General features: G+C 71.5%; 17 protein-coding genes. 13 read left to right on the top strand and 4 right to left on the bottom strand.

Annotated features, from left to right (window positions below; all coding sequences use genetic code 11):
* Positions 1–145 precede the first annotated feature (145 nt).
* On the top strand, positions 146–322 hold the full coding sequence (locus ACSNN7_RS14135; RefSeq protein ID WP_436681198.1) for a hypothetical protein: 177 nt from the start codon (positions 146–148) through the stop codon (positions 320–322).
* A gap of 186 nt (positions 323–508) precedes the next feature.
* Here ACSNN7_RS14135 and ACSNN7_RS14140 read toward each other — a convergent pair whose 3' ends face one another.
* Positions 509–1,021, bottom strand: a complete 513-nt coding sequence (locus ACSNN7_RS14140; RefSeq protein ID WP_436681199.1) for an Lrp/AsnC family transcriptional regulator — start codon at positions 1,019–1,021, stop codon at positions 509–511.
* A 206-nt stretch (positions 1,022–1,227) separates the two neighbouring features.
* Here ACSNN7_RS14140 and ACSNN7_RS14145 point away from each other — a divergent pair, with 206 nt between their 5' ends.
* From ACSNN7_RS14145 to ACSNN7_RS14195, 11 genes are all read left to right on the top strand, one after another.
* A complete protein-coding gene (locus ACSNN7_RS14145) occupies positions 1,228–2,412 on the top strand; it encodes a polyamine ABC transporter substrate-binding protein (RefSeq protein ID WP_436681200.1) in 1,185 nt (394 codons plus the stop codon).
* Positions 2,413–2,417: 5 nt separating this feature from the next.
* Entirely contained in the window at positions 2,418–3,569 is a 1,152-nt protein-coding gene (locus ACSNN7_RS14150; protein ID WP_436681226.1) for an ABC transporter ATP-binding protein, read from the top strand.
* Positions 3,566–4,480 (top strand): ABC transporter permease, encoded by a 915-nt coding sequence (locus ACSNN7_RS14155; RefSeq protein ID WP_436681201.1) that lies wholly within the window; start codon positions 3,566–3,568, stop codon positions 4,478–4,480. Before ACSNN7_RS14150 ends, ACSNN7_RS14155 begins: the two co-directional genes overlap by 4 nt.
* 58 nt (positions 4,481–4,538) lie before the next feature.
* Entirely contained in the window at positions 4,539–5,378 is an 840-nt protein-coding gene (locus tag ACSNN7_RS14160; RefSeq protein ID WP_436681202.1) for an ABC transporter permease, read from the top strand.
* Positions 5,375–6,796: an NAD(P)/FAD-dependent oxidoreductase gene (locus ACSNN7_RS14165; RefSeq protein WP_436681203.1), complete on the top strand. Its 1,422-nt coding sequence runs from the start codon at positions 5,375–5,377 to the stop codon at positions 6,794–6,796. The genes ACSNN7_RS14160 and ACSNN7_RS14165 overlap by 4 nt, the downstream gene beginning before the upstream one ends.
* The gene (locus ACSNN7_RS14170; RefSeq protein ID WP_436681204.1) at positions 6,796–7,998 is read left to right on the top strand and encodes a saccharopine dehydrogenase family protein; all 1,203 of its coding nucleotides are present in this window, start codon (positions 6,796–6,798) and stop codon (positions 7,996–7,998) included. Before ACSNN7_RS14165 ends, ACSNN7_RS14170 begins: the two co-directional genes overlap by 1 nt.
* The gene (gene speB / locus ACSNN7_RS14175; RefSeq protein WP_436681205.1) at positions 7,995–9,008 is read left to right on the top strand and encodes an agmatinase; all 1,014 of its coding nucleotides are present in this window, start codon (positions 7,995–7,997) and stop codon (positions 9,006–9,008) included. The genes ACSNN7_RS14170 and speB overlap by 4 nt, the downstream gene beginning before the upstream one ends.
* A gap of 117 nt (positions 9,009–9,125) precedes the next feature.
* Positions 9,126–9,857 carry a LamG-like jellyroll fold domain-containing protein gene (locus tag ACSNN7_RS14180; protein ID WP_436681206.1) on the top strand — a complete coding sequence of 244 codons (732 nt, stop codon included), beginning with the start codon at positions 9,126–9,128 and terminating at the stop codon, positions 9,855–9,857.
* Positions 9,858–10,085: 228 nt separating this feature from the next.
* Entirely contained in the window at positions 10,086–10,445 is a 360-nt protein-coding gene (locus tag ACSNN7_RS14185) for a hypothetical protein (protein ID WP_436681207.1), read from the top strand.
* 280 nt (positions 10,446–10,725) lie between these two features.
* On the top strand, positions 10,726–10,944 hold the full coding sequence (locus tag ACSNN7_RS14190) for a hypothetical protein (RefSeq protein WP_436681208.1): 219 nt from the start codon (positions 10,726–10,728) through the stop codon (positions 10,942–10,944).
* Positions 10,945–11,086: 142 nt separating this feature from the next.
* Positions 11,087–11,770: a hypothetical protein gene (locus tag ACSNN7_RS14195; RefSeq protein WP_436681209.1), complete on the top strand. Its 684-nt coding sequence runs from the start codon at positions 11,087–11,089 to the stop codon at positions 11,768–11,770.
* Positions 11,771–11,868: 98 nt separating this feature from the next.
* On the opposite strand, the gene gabT is transcribed toward ACSNN7_RS14195, so the two are convergent.
* A complete protein-coding gene (gabT, locus tag ACSNN7_RS14200) occupies positions 11,869–13,140 on the bottom strand; it encodes a 4-aminobutyrate--2-oxoglutarate transaminase (RefSeq protein WP_436681210.1) in 1,272 nt (423 codons plus the stop codon).
* Between the two features lie 3 nt (positions 13,141–13,143).
* On the bottom strand, positions 13,144–14,580 hold the full coding sequence (locus ACSNN7_RS14205; RefSeq protein ID WP_436681211.1) for a gamma-aminobutyraldehyde dehydrogenase: 1,437 nt from the start codon (positions 14,578–14,580) through the stop codon (positions 13,144–13,146).
* A gap of 138 nt (positions 14,581–14,718) precedes the next feature.
* Between ACSNN7_RS14205 and ACSNN7_RS14210 the strand changes: the two genes are divergently transcribed.
* On the top strand, positions 14,719–16,158 hold the full coding sequence (locus ACSNN7_RS14210; RefSeq protein ID WP_436681212.1) for an aldehyde dehydrogenase family protein: 1,440 nt from the start codon (positions 14,719–14,721) through the stop codon (positions 16,156–16,158).
* 101 nt (positions 16,159–16,259) lie between these two features.
* On the opposite strand, the gene ACSNN7_RS14215 is transcribed toward ACSNN7_RS14210, so the two are convergent.
* A complete protein-coding gene (locus tag ACSNN7_RS14215) occupies positions 16,260–17,492 on the bottom strand; it encodes an SUKH-3 domain-containing protein (protein ID WP_436681213.1) in 1,233 nt (410 codons plus the stop codon).
* Positions 17,493–17,545 lie beyond the last annotated feature (53 nt).

The following is a 17,545-nucleotide window of genomic DNA, read 5'->3' on the forward strand; positions in this document are numbered from 1 at the left end:
TTCTTGTTCATCGTCCGGCCCGCCGGGAGCGCGGATGTGCCGTCCTGGCGGCTCGGCAGATACGAGCATATGCTCGTATCTGCCACACCTCCACTTGGGCAATCCCCCGAGGGAGAGCCGCACCAACCGCCGAGGAGGCGAAGCGATGCGACCCACGCAGGCCGGCACCGACCGCACAGCAGCGGTACGCAAGGCCCGGTTCGGCAAGCTCCCGGAGCGGATCCGCCCAGAGGACATGGTCGAGGAGCAGGCGACCTCGGTGCCGGACCCGGCGAAGGACACCTACAACTCCGACGAATGGCTCATTCGGAACGCCGTCTGAGTTCGTCGACTACCGCACGGAGGATTCTGATGCGCCTTTCCAAGCCCTTCCTGACCGTGTCGGTGGCGGTGCTCTCGCTGGCCGTCCCCGTGGGCTGCTTCGTCCAGCTCTTCTGACACGCAACAAACGATCGGGGCGTGGTCGCGGCCATCCGGCGGGCCACGCCACCGGGTCGACGGCCGGGAATCAGGCCGTACCCCAGCTGTAGGTCTGCTTGCGGAGCTTGAGGTAGACGAACGCCTCGGTGGCCAGCACCCCGGGGACGGCGCGCAGCTTCTGCAGGATCTCCAGCAGGTGGGCGTCGTTGCGGCAGACCACCTCGGCGAGCAGGTCGAACGAGCCGGCGGTGATCACCACGTAGTCGATCTCCTCGAACTCGGCGAGCCGGTCGGCCACCGCCTCCAGGTCCCCGTCGGTACGCAGGCCGATCATGGCCTGCCGGGGGAAGCCGAGCTGGAGCGGGTCGGTGACCGCGACGATCTGCATCACCCCGGCGTCGAGCAGCCGCTGCACCCGCTGCCGCACCGCCGCCTCGGAGAGCCCGACCGCCTTGCCGATCGTCGCGTACGGCCGGCGGCCGTCCTCCTGGAGCTGTTCGATGATCTGCTTCGCGACGTCGTCGAGCAGAGCGTGACTGGCGCCCTCACGGACGGTGAGACGGCGTCCGCCGCTGCCGTTCTCCTGCTGCCGGTTCGTCATCGACCACTCCCCATGTCCGTTTCCCCGGGTGAGCCTAGTGCCAACGGGCAGTGTGGCGTATTTCGTCGTCCATAGCTAATCCCGCAACGGAATCCCTTGTGGGGTCGGTCACCTCATGTCAGGATCAGTCGTCCCAGGCACCTGACCCCTCCCGCCGGCGTCACCCCCGTCCCGTCGCCGACGGACGACCCCCTAGGAGTCGTCACATGCGAACTCCCCTCAACCGCCTCACCCGGCGCGGACTGCTCACCGGCACGCTCTCCTCGGCCGCCCTGCTCGCCGCGGGCGGCGCGCTCGCCGGCTGCGGCACCAAGGCCGCGACCCAGACCGAGGCGGGCTGCAAGAGCGAGGACCTCTCCGCGACGGAGAAGAAGCTGGCCTTCGCCAACTGGCCGCAGTACATGGACGTGGACGAGAAGGACGAGTCGAAGCGGCCCAGCCTCGACGCGTTCGTGCAGAAGACCGGCATCCAGGTCACCTACACCGAGGACATCAACGACAACAACGAGTTCTTCGGCAAGGTGCAGAACCAGCTCGCCAGCTGCCAGAGCACCGACCGGGACATCATCGTCCTCACCGACTGGATGGCCGCCCGGATGATCCGGCTCGGCTGGATCCAGAAACTCGACCCGGCGAAGATCCCGAACGTGGCGGCCAACCTGCTGCCGTCGCTGATCAACCGGTCCTTCGACCCGGAGAACCGGATCGCCGTCCCGTGGCAGTCCGGCCTGGCCGGCCTCGCTTACAACGGCAACGTCACCAAGGAGCTCCGCACCGTCGACGAGCTGCTGACCCGTCCCGACCTGAAGGGCAAGGTGACCGCCCTGTCCGAGATGCGGGACACCATGGGTCTGCTGATGCAGTCCAACGGGCACGACCCGGCCAACTTCACGTCGGCCCAGTTCGACGACGCGCTCAACAAGCTCAAGAAGGCCGTCGACTCCGGGCAGATCCGCAAGTTCACCGGCAACGACTACGCCCCGGACCTGGCCAAGGGCGACATCGCCGCCTGCATCGGCTGGTCCGGCGACGTCATCCAGCTCACCGGCGAGGACGAGAAGATCAAATTCGTCTCGCCCGACTCCGGCGTGATGCTCTTCAGCGACAACATGATGGTGCCGAACAAGGCCACCCACAAGGCCAACGCCGAGGCGCTGATCAACTACTACTACGAGCCGGCCGTCGCGGCGCAGCTCGCCGCGTACGTGAACTACATCTGCCCGGTCAAGGGCGCGCAGGCCGAGATGGAGAAGATCGACCCCGAGCTGGCGGCCAACCCGCTGATCTTCCCGGACGAGGCCCTCCTGTCGAAGTCCAAGGTGTTCATGGCCCTGGACGAGAAGCAGGAGAAGGAGTACGAGTCGAAGTTCCAGCAGGTCATCGGGGCGTGAGGACGATGGGGCACGAGTCACCGGCCGGCGACCTGAGGCTGGCCAACCTCACCAAGCGGTTCGGGGTCTTCACCGCGGTCGACGACCTCAGCCTGACCATCCCGCAGGGCTCGTTCTTCGCCCTGCTCGGGGCGTCCGGCTGCGGCAAGACCACCACGCTGCGGATGATCGCCGGGCTGGAGGAACCGACCAGCGGGCAGGTGCTGCTCGGCGACCGGGACATCGCCCGGCTGCGGCCGTACAAGCGGCCGGTGAACACCGTGTTCCAGAGCTACGCGCTCTTCCCGCACCTGAACATCTTCGAGAACGTGGCCTTCGGGCTGCGCCGGCGCGGCATCCGCTCGGTCGACGACGAGGTCATGCGGATGCTGTCGCTGGTGCAGCTCGACGACTACGGCAGCCGCCGCCCGGCGCAGCTCTCCGGCGGGCAGCAGCAGCGGGTCGCCCTGGCCCGCGCGCTGATCAACCGGCCGCAGGTGCTGCTGCTCGACGAGCCGCTCGGCGCGCTCGACCTGAAGCTGCGCCGGCAGATGCAGATCGAGCTGAAGCGGATCCAGACCGAGGTCGGGATCACCTTCGTGCACGTCACCCACGACCAGGAGGAGGCCATGACCATGGCCGACACCGTCGCGGTGATGAACGCCGGCCAGATCGAGCAGTTGGGCGCCCCGGCCGACATCTACGAGTACCCGGCCACCGCCTTCGTGGCGAACTTCCTCGGCCAGTCCAACCTGCTGGCCGCCGAGGCCGCGGGCACCGCCGGCACGGACGTGCCGGTCACCGCCCACGGGGCCCGCTTCTCGGTGCCCGCCGACCGCGCCCGCGCCGACCGGGGCGCGGTCTACCTGGGAGTACGCCCGGAGAAGCTGCATCTGGTCGGCTCCGCCGACCAGGTCCCCGGCGGCCACCAGTACGTCGAAGGTGTCGTCACCGACGCCTCCTACGTGGGAGTGAGCACCCAGTACCTGGTCCGCACCGGCTGGGGGAGCGAGATCTCCGCGTTCGCCGCGAACAGCGGGGCCGGCGGCCAGCTGCCGGTGGGTGCCGGGGTGGTGGCGCACTGGGACCCCCGGCACGCCTTCCTGCTGCCCCGCGAGCCCGGCCAGGACGACAGCACCGCGCCGCTGCTCGACGAACCGGTGGGTGCGGCCTCATGACCGCGCTCGCTCACGTACCCACCCCGGCGGGGCAGGCGGCCGGCCCGCCGCCAGCGCCCCGGCGGGGGCGCCACCGGCTGCTGCCGTACCTGCTGCTGCTGCCCGGCGCGGCCTGGCTGTTCGTCTTCTTCGGCGTGCCGCTGCTGCAACTCGCCGCGGCCAGCCTCTACGACCCCACCGGCTCGCTCTCCACCGGGTACGCGCTGACCTGGGCGTTCGGCAATTATCCCGACGCGTTGCAGGCGTACTGGCCGCAGTTCGCGCGCTCCTTCGGCTACGCCGGGATCGCGCTGGTGCTGGCCCTGCTGATGGGCTACCCGCTGGCGTACGCGATCGCGCAGAAGGCCGGCCGGTGGAAGAACCTGCTGCTGGTCTGCGTGGTCGCCCCGATGTTCACCAGCTTCCTGGTGCGCACCCTGGCCTGGAAGACCATCCTGTCGGACAACGGTGCCCTGGTGGGCCTGCTGCGCGACGTGCACCTGCTCGCCCCCGACGGCCGGCTGCTCGCCACCCCGGTCGCGGTGGTCCTCGGACTGACGTACAACTTCCTGCCGTTTCTGGTGCTGCCGCTGTACGCGAGCCTGGAGCGGCTGGACTACCGGCTGCTGGAGGCGGCCAGCGACCTGTACGCCAGCCCGGTGCAGGCGTTCCGCCGGGTCACCCTGCCGGTGTCGATGCCCGGCCTGATCGCCGGCACGCTGCTCTTCTTCATCCCGGCGACCGGCGACTACATCAACGCGGAACTGCTCGGCACCCCGAACGAGTACATGATCGGCAACGTCATCGACTCGGCGTTCCTGGTCCGCCTGGACTATCCGCAGGGCGCGGCGCTGTCGTTCCTGCTGATGGCGGCGATCCTGGCCGTGGTCTTCGTCTACCTGAGCCGGGCCGGCACGGACGAGGTGGTCTGATGAGCGCGAGGAGTGCAGCGGAGCGGAGCCCCGCAGTCGCGAATGAAGGTGAGCTCTGATGAAGGTGTCGCGTTGGCTCGCCGACCGCTGGGTGATGGGCGTGGCCCTGCTGGTGCTCGGTTACCTCGCACTGCCGATCCTGGTGGTGGCCGGGCTCTCCTTCAACCGCCCGTCCAGCCGGCTGTCGTACGACTTCCACGAGTTCACCCTGGACAACTGGCGGCAGCCCTGCGCCACGGCGGAGATGTGCGACGCGGTGGTCCGCAGCGTGCAGATCGGCTTCATCGCCACCGTCGTCGCCACCGTCCTCGGCACCCTGATGGCGTTCGCCCTGGTCCGGCACCGGTTCCGCGGCCGGACCGGGATCAACGTGCTGATCTTCCTGCCGATGGCCACCCCCGAGCTGGTGATGGGCACCTCGCTGCTCGCCCTCTTCGTCTCCGCGGGCGTGCCGCAGGGCTTCTGGACCATCGTCATCGCGCACGTCATGTTCTGCGTGTCGTTCGTGGTGGTGACGGTCAAGGCGCGGCTCGCCGGGATGGACCGGCGGCTGGAGGAGGCCGCGATGGACCTCTACGCCAGCGAGTGGCAGACCTTCCGGCGGATCACCCTGCCGCTGGTGCTGCCCGGCATCGTGGCCGCCGCGCTGCTCGCCTTCTCGCTCAGCTTCGACGACTTCATCATCACGAACTTCAACGCCGGCACCACCGTCACCTTCCCGATGTACGTCTGGGGCGCCGCCCAGCGGGGCATCCCGCCGCAGGTCAACGTGATCGGTACGGCGATGTTCGTGATCGCGCTGCTGCTGGTCGGGGCCAGCTCGCTGCGCGGACGCCGGGCGCGTCGGGCCGTTCTCGCGGCCCCGGCGACCGCGAAGACGGCGACGACCCGGTCATGATTCTTCCGCATACCGACCGGGCGCTCGCCGAGGCGGCGCCCGTGCCCTACTGGCTCGACCGCCCGGAACGGCCCGACCCGCTGCCGCCGCTGCACGGTACGCACACCGCCGACCTGCTGGTCGTCGGCGGCGGCTACAGCGGCCTGTGGGCGGCGCTGCTCGCCAAGCGCGACGATCCCGGGCGCGACGTGCTGCTGGTCGAGGCGGGCACCTGCGGCTGGGCGGCGTCCGGGCGCAACGGCGGGTTCTGCGCCGCCTCCCTGACCCACGGGCTGGCCAACGGCGTCGACCGCTTCCCCGGCGAGATCGACGAGCTGGAGTGGCTGGGCCGGCAGAACCTGGACGCCATCGCCGCGACGGTCGAGGCGTACGGGATCGACTGCGACTTCGAGCGCACCGGCGAGCTGGCGGTGGCCGTCGAGCCGTACCAGCTCGCCGGGCTCGCCGAGGACGCCGAGCTGGCCAGCCGGTACGGCCACGACGTGCGGCTGCTCGACGCCGACGAGGTCCGCGCCGAGGTGCACTCGCCGACGTACCTCGGTGGGATGTGGGACCGCGGCCGGGTGGCCATGCTGGACCCGGCGAAGCTGGCCTGGGGCCTGCGCCGGGCCTGCCTCGACGAGGGGGTGCGGATCCACGAGCACACCCGGGTCACCGGCCTGGGCCGCGACGGGGCCGCGCTGCGGGCGGCGACGGCCGGCGGGCCGGACGCGGCGCCGGGGGCGGTGCGGGCCCGGCAGGTGGTGCTCGCCACCAACGCCTTCCCGCCGCTGCTGCGCCGGCTGCGCGCCTGGCTCGTGCCGGTCTACGACTACGCCCTGATGACCGAGCCGCTGACCCCGGCCCAGCGGGACGCGATCGGCTGGCGCAACCGGCAGGGGCTGGCCGACACCGGCAACCAGTTCCACTACTACCGGATCACCGCCGATCAGCGGATCCTCTTCGGCGGCTACGACGCGGTCTACCACTACGGCAACCGGGTCGCCCCCGAGCTGGAGCAGCGCCCGGCCACCTTCACCGCCCTCGCCGAGCACTTCTTCACCACCTTCCCGCAGCTGGCCGGGTTGCGCTTCAGCCACCGCTGGGGCGGCGTGATCGACACCTGCACCCGCTTCTGCCCGTTCTTCGGCACCGCATACGACGGCCGGCTGGCGTACGCGGCCGGCTACACCGGGCTGGGGGTGGGGGCCACCCGGTTCGGCGCTCGGGTGATGCTCGACCTGCTCAGCGGCGAGGAGACCCCGCTGACCCGGCTCGACCTGGTGCGCAGCACCCCGCTGCCGTTCCCGCCGGAGCCCGTCCGGGCCGCCGGCATCAACCTCACTCGCTGGTCGCTCGCCCGCGCCGACGCGCGCGAGGGCCGGCGCAACCTCTGGCTCCGTACTCTCGATCGTCTTGGTTTGGGGTTTGATTCCTGATGCGCATCCTGCTCGTCGGCGCCGGTGGCGTCGGCTCCGCCGCGGTCGCCATCGCCGCCCGCCGGTCCTTCTTCGAGACCATGGTCGTCGCCGACTACGACCTGGGCCGCGCCGAGCGCGCCGTGTCCGGGCACGGTGACCGCTTCGTCGCCGCCAAGGTGGACGCCGCCTCGGCCGAGGCGGTCGCCGCGCTCTGCCGGGAGCACCGGATCACCCACGTGCTCAACGCGGTCGACCCGCGCTTCGTCATGCCGATCTTCGACGGGGCCGCCGCCGCCGGGGCCGACTACCTCGACATGGCCATGTCGCTGTCGCACCCGCACCCGTCCCGCCCCTACGCCGAGACCGGGGTGAAGCTCGGCGACGACCAGTTCGCCGCCGCCGACCGGTGGGCAGCCGCCGGCCGCCTCGCGCTCTGCGGCATCGGCATCGAGCCCGGCCTGTCGGACGTCTTCGCCCGGTACGCCGCCGACGAGCTGTTCGCCGAGATCGACGAGATCGGCGTCCGCGACGGGGCGAACCTCACCGTCGACGGCTACGACTTCGCGCCGTCCTTCTCCATCTGGACCACCATCGAGGAGTGCCTCAACCCGCCGGTGGTCTGGGAGGCCGACCGGGGCTGGTTCACCACCGAGCCGTTCAGCGAGCCGGAGGTCTTCGACTTCCCGGAGGGGATCGGCCCGGTCGAGTGCGTCAACGTCGAGCACGAGGAGGTGCTGCTCATCCCGCGCTGGGTCAAGGCGAAACGGGTCACCTTCAAGTACGGCCTCGGCGACGAGTTCATCGAGGTGCTGAAGACGCTGCACAAGCTCGGCCTCGACTCCACCGCTCCGGTCACGGTGCGCGGCGTCGAGGTGTCGCCGCGCGACGTGGTCGCGGCCTGCCTGCCCGACCCGGCGACCCTCGGCGAGAAGATGCGCGGCAAGACCTGCGCCGGCACGTTCGTGACCGGGCTCGGCAAGGACGGCGCCCCGCGGCAGGTCTACCTCTACCACGTGGTCGACAACGAGTGGTCGATGCGCGAGTACGGCCACCAGGCCGTCGTCTGGCAGACCGCGGTCAACCCGGTGGTGGCCCTGGAACTGCTCGCCACCGGCGCCTGGTCCGGCGCCGGGGTGCTGGGCCCGGAGGCGCTGCCGCCGGTACCCTTCCTCGACCTGCTGACCAGCTACGGATCGCCGTGGGGGATGGAGGAGCGATGAGCCGCTACGGAGCCATGTACGGACCCGACGTCACCTTCCTCGGGGTCGACCGGTGCACCCTCGACGACCCGGCCTCCTTCGCCGACGCCGACGTGGTGATCGTCGGGGCGCCCTTCGACGGCGGCACCTCCCACCGGCCCGGCACCCGGTTCGGGCCGTCCGCGATCCGCCAGGCCTGCTACCTCGCCCACGACGGCTCTCGCCCGTCGCTGGCGCTGCGCGTCGACGCGCTGCGCGACCTGCGGGTGTACGACGCCGGCGACGTGGAGATGTTCTCCGGCGACATCGAGAAGTCGCTGTCCGCCCTGGAGACGGCCGTCCACGCGGTCGCCTCGGCCGGCGCGATCCCGGTGGTGCTCGGCGGGGACCACTCCATCGCGCTGCCCGACGCCACCGGCGTGGCCCGGCACCTCGGGTACGGCCGGGTGTCGCTGGTGCACTTCGACGCGCACGCCGACACCGGCGAGATCGAGTTCGGCTCGCTGCACGGGCACGGCCAGCCGATGCGCCGGCTCATCGAGTCCGGCGCGGTACGCGGCGACCGCTTCCTCCAGATCGGCCTGCGCGGCTACTGGCCCGGTCCGGACATCCTGTCCTGGATGGCCGAGCAACGGATGCGCTCGTACGAGATGACCGAGCTGGTCACCCGTGGGCTCGACACCTGTCTCACCGAGGCCTTCACGATCGCAACCGACGAGTGCGAGGGGGTGTTCCTCTCCGTCGACGTGGACGTGGTCGATCCGGGCATGGCACCGGGCACCGGCACCCCGGAACCGGGCGGCCTGACCTCGCGGCAACTGCTCGACGCGGTCCGCCGGATCTGTTACGAGCTGCCCGTGGTCGGGGTGGACGTGGTCGAGGTCGCCCCGCCGTACGACCACGCCGACATCACCGCGTACCTGGGCAACCGGGTGGTGCTGGAGGCGTTGTCGGCCATCGCCCGGCGTCGGCGGGACGCGGCCGGCGGGCCACCGTGGGATCCGGCCCAGCCGCTGCTGGACGGCCGCTGACCAGGGAGAGCAGCACGAGGCGTTGACATGGGTCCTACCCACGGTGATCATGTGGGGACGCTGCGGCCGTACGGGGGCCCGTAGCACAATCCTCGGAGGACCTTCATGGGTCGAGCCATGTCCGCATTCGCCCTGGGTGTCACCGCCCTCGCCGCCGCCGTGCTGGTGGACACCGCGCCCGCGTACGCCGCCACCGAGCAGCTGCGGTTGGACTTCGACGCCACGCCGACCGGGCAGGTCGAGCCCGGACCGTGGACGGCCGGGTGCTTCGCCGACGTCGCCACCCCCGGTGACTCCGGCTGCATCGCGGTGGGCGCCCCAGGCAGCATCTCGCGGGCGAGCCGCCCCAACGGCACCGGCGCCAGCCCGGCGATCGCCTTTCCCGCCTCGGGCAGCGCGGTGATCCAGGTGCCCAACGCCGCCAACCTCAACCCGGGCACCCAGGACTTCACCATCAGCGCCCTGGTGAAAGTGACCTCGGCTCAGGTGACGTCCGGGGCGAACCTGGTGCAGAAGGGCGTCCACGCCGACCCGGCGCAGTGGAAGCTCCAGCTCGACGGCGGCAAGCCGGGCTGCCGGATCGCCGGCACCGGCGCCGACGGGGCCGCCTCGCTGCTGCTCACCGCCGAGACCTCGATCGCCGACCAGGGCTGGAAGTTCGTCCAGTGCAAGCGGCGCGGTGACGTGCTGACCCTGCTCGTCGGCACCGAGACGGTGGACACGGACACCGGTGCCAGCATGGACATCACCAGCACCGCGAAGGTCAACATCGGTGCCAGGGGCGCCGGGCTGACCAACAACGACCAGTTCCGCGGCGAGCTGGACAACGCGGTCTTCAGCATCGGCTGACGACCGGAGGACCGGGCGCCCGGGGCGGTCACCGGCGCGGCGGTGACCGCCTCCGGCCCACCCGGACCTCGCGCCGGAGAGCCGGGAGCGGATGAGGAAGTGGACCCCGTCCGGCGCCTCCGGGGAAAAGCCGCTACCCCCCGGCCCAGCCGCTGCTGGACGGCCGCTGAACGGCCTTCCCATCGACGCGGGGCACCGCGTCCCGTCCGATGCGGCGACAATGGCGCGATGACCGAGACGCTCGCCGAACCGGCCACACCGCACCGGCCCGACCCCAGAGCGGCCCTGCTGGTCACGCTCGCCTGGTACGGCGCGGTCGTCGTGGCGCTCCTCGCGGGCACGGCCCTGTTCTCCGGGGCCGTGGCGCAGGGTTGCGGCGACGAGTGCACCTCCGACCGGGGAAGATGGTTGCTCTTCGTGCTCTACACCGGGACACCGGCGCTGTTCCTGGCGATGCTGGTCAGCCTCGTACTGCTCTGGCTGACGGTGGCCCGTCGGCCGGTGCGGTCCGCGGCGGCGGCCGGCACGCTGTCGGCCGTACCCGTGCTGCTGTTGCTCGGCGGTCTCGCCTCTCTCGTTTCGCGATAGTCGCCAGGTCGTCTGGTGCTCGCACTCGGGACCTGACAACGATCGATCGGCGGACCCACGTGCGGCGGTGATACCTCTGAGGCATCAAAATGCCTCAGAGGTATCGCGCTCGCACCGGTGCCTGCCTCCGGCGCAGTGAGCCGGGAGAATGTCGTGCGGCACCCTGACGCAGCCCACGCCTGATCCCTATACCGGTTGCCGCCGTCGATCGCCGCCCCTCATCCTGGTGCCTCGGTCGCCGCCGACAGGGCGCGGCGTCGTGCGTAAAGAAGGGGCGGTCGTGATGGTCGGGACGCGGGAACGAATGATGGTGCAGCTCCAGCTGGTCAGCGGCGACCGCCACCTGGTGGCCTGGGTGCGCGACGACCGCCGGGTCCGCGTCGGGGTGGAGCTGTCGCTGCGCGACCATGCCGAACCGGACCGCTTCTGGCGGGTGGTCGCCAAGGGCGAGCCGCGCCCGGCAGGCGAGATCAGCCGCGGCTGGCACAACGACATCTGACCACCACCCGGCCGCGCCGCTGCGCAGTCGCCCCGTCACGGAACGTCTATCGGGAAACCTTCCTGCCGGAAACGCTGAACCGCGCAGCGCTCCCACGCCGTACCAGGCGGCGTACGGATCACCGGACAACGGGAGGCACGAGGTGCAGCGCAAGCACGTGTTGGCGGCGGGGGTGGCGGTGGTCGCCACGGCGGTGGTGTCGGTCGGGACCGGATTCGGCTTCGCCGACACCACCCCCGCTGGTTCGAGCGCCTGCCAGGGCTCGGTGACGTTCTCGGCCGAGGGCGGAGCGCCGGCCGCGACCAGCGACCGGTTCCCGGTGGGCACCCGGCTGCGGGTGACCAACCTGGACAACAACAAGGCCGCGACGGTGACGGTGACCGGCCCGTCGGGCAGTTGCGTGCTGCTCAACGCCGCCGCGATGGAGCTGGTCCGGGATCCGGGCAAGAACGTGATCCGCCGCAACCTGGTGGAACGCCTGGACGGCGGTGCCGCACAGCCCGGGGCGACCCGGCCCGGCGGCCAGACCCGGCCGGGCAGCGCGCAGCCGGGCCTGTCGGCGCAGCCGGGTGGCGCGCCCGCGGCGAGCGTGTGCGCCGGTGCGATCACCTTCTCCGCCGAGGGCGGTGCGCCCGCCGCCACGAGCGGCCAGTTCCCGGTCGGTACCCGGCTGCGGGTGACCAACCTGGACAACAACAAGGCGGTGACGGTGACGGTGACCGGCCCGTCGGGCAGTTGCGTGCTGCTCAACGCCACCGCCATGGACGCGATCCGCGAGCCCGGCAAGAACCTGGTCCGCCGCAACACCGTCGAACTGCTCCGCTGACCACCGACCCGCTCCGTGAGTGGAACACCATGGGTGTCACGAGAGGCCTGTGACACCCATGGTGTTCCACCGGGCGGGGCGGTGCGCGGCTGCGGTGCTCAGCCGAAGGCGGCGTCCAGGATGTCCAGGCCACGGGCCAGCTCGTCGTCGGAGATGACCAGCGGCGGCAGGAAACGCAGCACGTTGCCGTAGGTGCCGCAGGTCAGCGTGAGCAGACCGGCGGCGTGGCAGGCCGCCGAGACCGCCGCCGCGGCGGCCGGGTCGGGGGTGAGGGTGCCCGGCTGCACCAGCTCCACGGCGAGCATCGCGCCCCGGCCGCGTACCTCGGCGATGCGCGGATCGCGCTCGGCGATGGTGCGCAGCCGCGCAACCATCACCGTCTCGATCCGCTGCGCCGCGCCGGCCAGGTCCAGCTCCCGCATGGTCTCGATGCTGGCCAGCGCCGCCGCGCAGGCGATCGGGTTGCCGCCGTACGTGCCGCCGAGGCCGCCGACGTGCACCGCGTCCATCAGCTCCGCCCGGCCGGTCACCGCCGCCAGCGGCAGCCCACCGGCGATGCCCTTGGCCAGGGTGATCAGGTCCGGCACCACGTCCTCGTGGTCGCAGGCGAACCACTGCCCCGTCCGGCAGAACCCGGTCTGGATCTCGTCGGCGACGAAGACCACCCCGGCCGCCGTCGCCCACTGGCGCAGCGCCGGCAGGAACCCCGCCGCGGGTACCACGAAACCGCCCTCGCCCTGGATCGGCTCGATCAGCAGGGCGGCCACGTTCTCCGCGCCGACCTGCTTCTCCACCATCTCGATGGCGCGCGCCGCCGCCTCCGCGCCGGAGAGGCCCCCGTCGCGCAGCGGGTACGACATCGGCACCCGGTAGATCTCGCCGGCGAACGGCCCGAACCGGTGCTTGTACGGCATGTTCTTCGCGGTCAGCGCCATGGTCAGGTTGGTCCGGCCGTGGTACGCGTGGTCGAAGACCACCACCGCCGGCCGCCCGGTCGCGTGCCGGGCGATCTTCACGGCGTTCTCCACCGCCTCGGCGCCGGAGTTGAACAGTGCCGAGCGCTTCTCGTGCCCGCCCGGGGTGATCGCGTTGAGCTGCTCGCAGACCGCCACGTACGACTCGTACGGCGCGACCATGAAGCAGGTATGGGTGAAGCGTTCGACCTGCGCCTTAACCGCCTCGACCACCCGCGGGGCGGAGTTGCCCACGTTGGCCACCGCGATGCCGGCCGCGAAGTCGATCCACTGCCGGCCCTCGACGTCGGTGATGGTGCCGCCGCCCGCGTGGTCGACGTAGGACGAGATGGTGCTGCCGACGCCCCGGGCCACGGCCGCGCCGCGTCGCTTGTGCAGTTCCTCGGACGACGTCATGGGTCAGCCCTCGATGTTGTGCATGACGTGCTTGATCCGGGTGTAGTCCTCCAGGCTGTAGACCGACAGGTCCTTGCCGTGCCCGGAGTGCTTGAAGCCGCCGTGCGGCATCTCCGAGACGAACGGGATGTGGGTGTTCACCCAGACGCAGCCGAAGTCGAGGCGGCGGGTCATCCGCATGGCCCGGCCGTGGTCACGCGTCCAGACCGAGGCGGAGAGGCCGTAGTCGACGCCGTTGGCCCAGCGCACCGCCTCGTCCTCGTCGGAGAAGCGCTGCACGGTGATGACCGGGCCGAACACCTCGTCCTGGATGATCTCGTCGGCCTGGCGGACCCCGGAGACGACGGTCGGGGCGTAGAAGTAGCCGCGCTCGCCGAGCCGGGAACCGCCGGTCTCCACGCTGGCGTGCTCGGGCAGCCGGTCGACGAAGCCGCTGACCCGGGCGAGCTGGTTGGCGTTGTTCAGCGGACCGTAGAGCACGTCGGCGTCGTCCGGCGCGCCGGTCTTCGTGTTGCGGGCCTGCTCGGCCAGCGCCGCGACGAAGTCGTCGTACACGCGGGGGCCGGCGAGCACCCGGGTGGCCGCGGTGCAGTCCTGACCGGCGTTGAAGTAGCCGCCCACCGCGATCGCCTCGGCCGCCGCCGCGACGTCCGCGTCGTCGAAGAGCACCACCGGGGCCTTGCCGCCCAGCTCCAGGTGGGTCCGCTTCAGGTCGGGCGCGGCGGCGGAGGCGACCTCCATGCCCGCGCGGGTCGAGCCGGTGATCGACACCAGCTGCGGGGTCGGGTGCGAGACGAGGGTACGACCGGTGTCCCGGTCGCCGCAGACCACGTTGAACACGCCCGGCGGGAAGAACTCCGACGCGATCTCGGCCAGCAGCAGCGTCGACACCGGCGTGGTGTCGGAGGGCTTGAGCACCACCGTGTTGCCGGCCGCCAGGGCCGGGGCGATCTTCCAGACCGCCATCATCAGCGGGTAGTTCCAGGGCGTCACCTGCGCGCAGACGCCGATCGGCTCGCGCCGCACGTACGAGGTGTGCCCGGCCATGTACTCGCCGGCCGAGCGGCCCTCGAGCAGGCGGGCGGCGCCGGCGAAGAAGCGGAACTGGTCCACCGCCGGGGGCAGCTCCTCGTCGGCGGTGAGCTGGCGCGGCTTGCCGGTGTTGCGCACCTCGGCGTCGACCAGTTCGGCCGCGCGCGCCTCGACGGCGTCGGCGAGCTTGAGCATCGCCTTCTGCCGCTCGCCCGGGGTGGTGTCCCGCCAGCTCTCGAAGGCGGTGGCGGCGGCCTTCATCGCCGCGTCCACATCCGCCGCACCGGAGACGGGGGCCTGGGCGAAGACCTCACCGGTGCACGGGTCGATCAGGTCGGCGTACCCGCCGTCCACCGGGTCGACGTACTCGCCGTTGACGAAGTTGCGCAGCTGCTGCTGGTCGCTCATGAGGGTGTCTCCGAGGGGGCCGGGAGTCTGGTCGCGGAGGTAATCGCAATCTGGTTGCCATCTTCGCTACTGAATCCGCGGCAGACAAGGCCTGCGGCGACTGTTTCCGTGCGGCCGGTCGTCGTCTACGCTGCCGACGTGGAGCCGAGAGCCTTCTATGTCGCCGGTCGCCCCGCTCACGGTGAGGGCGAGCTGACCGTCACCCACCCGTACGACGGCCGGACGGTGGGGCGTACCACGCTCGCCACGGCCGACCAGGTCGAGGCCGCCGTCGCAGCGGCGGCCGGCGTGGCCGCGCAGGCCGCGGCCCTGCCCGCGCACGCCCGGGCGGCGGCCCTGGACCACGTGTCCCGGCGGCTGGCGGAGCGGGCCGAGGAGGTCGCGGCGCTGATCACCGCCGAGAACGGCAAGCCGATCAAGTGGGCGCGGGCCGAGGTGGGGCGGGCGGTGTCGACCTTCCGCTGGGCGGCGGAGGAGGCGCGGCGCTTCTCCGGCGAGTTGCAGCGCCTGGACACCGACCCGGCGGCGACCGGGCGGATCGCCCTGGTGCGGCGGGTGCCGCGCGGCCCGGTGCTGGGGATCGCCCCGTTCAACTTCCCGCTGAACCTGGTGGCGCACAAGGTCGCCCCGGCGATCGCGGTGGGCGCGCCGATCATCGTGAAGCCGGCCCCGGCGACGCCGCTGTCGGCGCTGCTGCTGGGGGAGGTCCTGGCCGAGACCGAGCTGCCCGAGGGCATGTTCTCGGTGCTGCCGCTGCCCAACGAGCGCGCCGCCGAACTGGTCGCCGACCCGAGGCTGCCGGTGGTGTCGTTCACCGGTTCGGGGCCGGTGGGCGCGGAGATCCGCCGCTCCGTGCCGGAGAAGCACGTCACCCTGGAGCTGGGTGGCAACGCGGCGGCGGTGATCTGCGAGGACTGGGCCGCCGACGAGGACCTGACCTTCGCGGCGCACCGGATCGCCACCTTCTCCAACTACCAGGCCGGTCAGTCGTGCATCGCCGTGCAGCGGGTCTTCGTGCACGAGTGGCTCTACGACGGCTTCCTGCCCCGGCTGATCGCGTCGGTGCAGGAGCTGCGGGTGGGTGACCCTGCCTCCGGCCTGACGGACGTGGGGCCGCTGGTCTCCGAGGAGGCGGCGCAGCGGGTGGAGGCGTGGGTGGACGAGGCGGTCGCCGCCGGGGCCACCATCGAGGTGGGCGGCCGGCGCGACGGCGCCACCTACCCGCCCACCGTCCTCTCCGGGGTGCCCGCCGACGCGAAGGTGTGCACGGAGGAGGTCTTCGGGCCGGTCCTCGTGGTCGCGCGCGTCACCGACGACCGCGCCGCGTTCACCGCCGTCAACGACTCGGCGTACGGGTTGCAGGCGGGCGTCTTCACCCACCGGCTCGACGTGGCGTTCGAGGCGGCGCGGGTGCTGGAGGTCGGCGGGGTGATCGTCGGGGACGTGCCGTCGTATCGCGCCGACCAGATGCCCTATGGGGGCGTCAAGGGCAGTGGTGTGGGGCGCGAGGGGCTGCGCAGCGCGATGGAGGACTACACCGAGCCTCGGGTGATGGTGCTGACCGGGGTCGCGCTGTAGCCGCAGTCCGGCGTGTGTCCCCGCCGGGAGCGGTCGCCAGCTTGAGCGGTATGCCTCTCAGGCATATTTATGCCTGTCAGGCATATCGCTCATCCGGCCGCTCACCAGGTGCCGTCGTCGCGGACCCGGGCCGGGGCCAGGCCGAGCAGCAGCGTGGTGAGCGCGGCGTCGATGTCGTCGCCGAGGAACCACTCGCCGGCCTGGTCCAGGGCGAAGATCCGCCCGCGCTCGTCCACGGCGAGGATGCTGTCCTGCCGCTCGGAGCCGATTGGGAAGAGCCGTACGCCGAGGACGGCACCGAAGTCGGCGAGAGTGTCAGCGGTGTGCGCCGCACGAAGTGGATTGGTGTCGAAAAGGCGAACCCAGACCTCCCGACCGGGTCGCCGCCGAAAGGTGCCGATGGCCGGGAAGTCCAAGAAGACGCGTTCGGCTGCCGGAAAGGGCTCATGCCGATGGGTGCGGCCGACGACCTCACAGGTCTCGGCGATCGCACCCTGCGCCATGGCCCAGTTGAGCGGGTTCTGATCCCATCCTGCGTCGGCCAGCGCCTGAGCCACCTCGGGCGGGAAGCGGTCGGCGACCGGTACCTGCCGATGGATCGCTCGGGGTTCCGTGATCCCACCGAGTTCGCCCCATGGAAGGACACCGAGACGCACCAGAGCACTCGTGCACGACTCACACAAATTTTCTGTTGCGCCGCCGACCGGATCGCCCTGTTCCCGTATGCGGAAAACCTCGAATCTGCTTCCGGCGAGGAGCGTTCCGGCCTCGCCGGCGGTCAGCGGTCCTTCGCCCGCCGCGGCGCGGCGGTGGTCGTACTCGTGGAGGACGTCGGAGACGACGATCAGCTCGGCGTGCCGGTCGCCGCCGCGGACCAGGTGCCCGGCGGGCAGTTCGTCCAGGTAGGCACGGACCAGCGGGTGGTGGTGCAACTCGATGTCGCCCTTCGCCCCGTGACCGATGTACGTGCGGCCCTCGACGGTCAGGTGGGCGACCGTGGCGGGTGTGGGCAGCCGCCGGATCTCGCGCAGCAGTTGGCTCGCCGGGTCGACCGTGCGGGGGGCCGGGCTGCCCGCGGGGCGGCTGCGGCGGTACATCTGCTCGACCGCCGCGACCGGCACCCGTGGCCAGGTGGAGACCTCGCCGGTCTCCTTGTCGACGACCGTGGTGGGCAGGTCGCCCGGCACGGCGTCGACATCCGGGGCCACGACCGACCGGATGACGTACCCCAGGTCGAACTCGTCGATCCGCGGACGGCACTCGTAGCCGAGGCGCTGTGAGTCGCGGCGGGCCCACACCGTGGCGAGCTGCTCGGCCTGCTGGCGATCGATCACAGGCTGAAAACTACCGGACCCCCACGACTTCGTGGCACCCGGTATGGTTCGCC

Origin of the sequence: Micromonospora sp. URMC 105, from assembly GCF_051386295.1 — a bacterium.
GTDB lineage: Bacteria > Actinomycetota > Actinomycetes > Mycobacteriales > Micromonosporaceae > Micromonospora.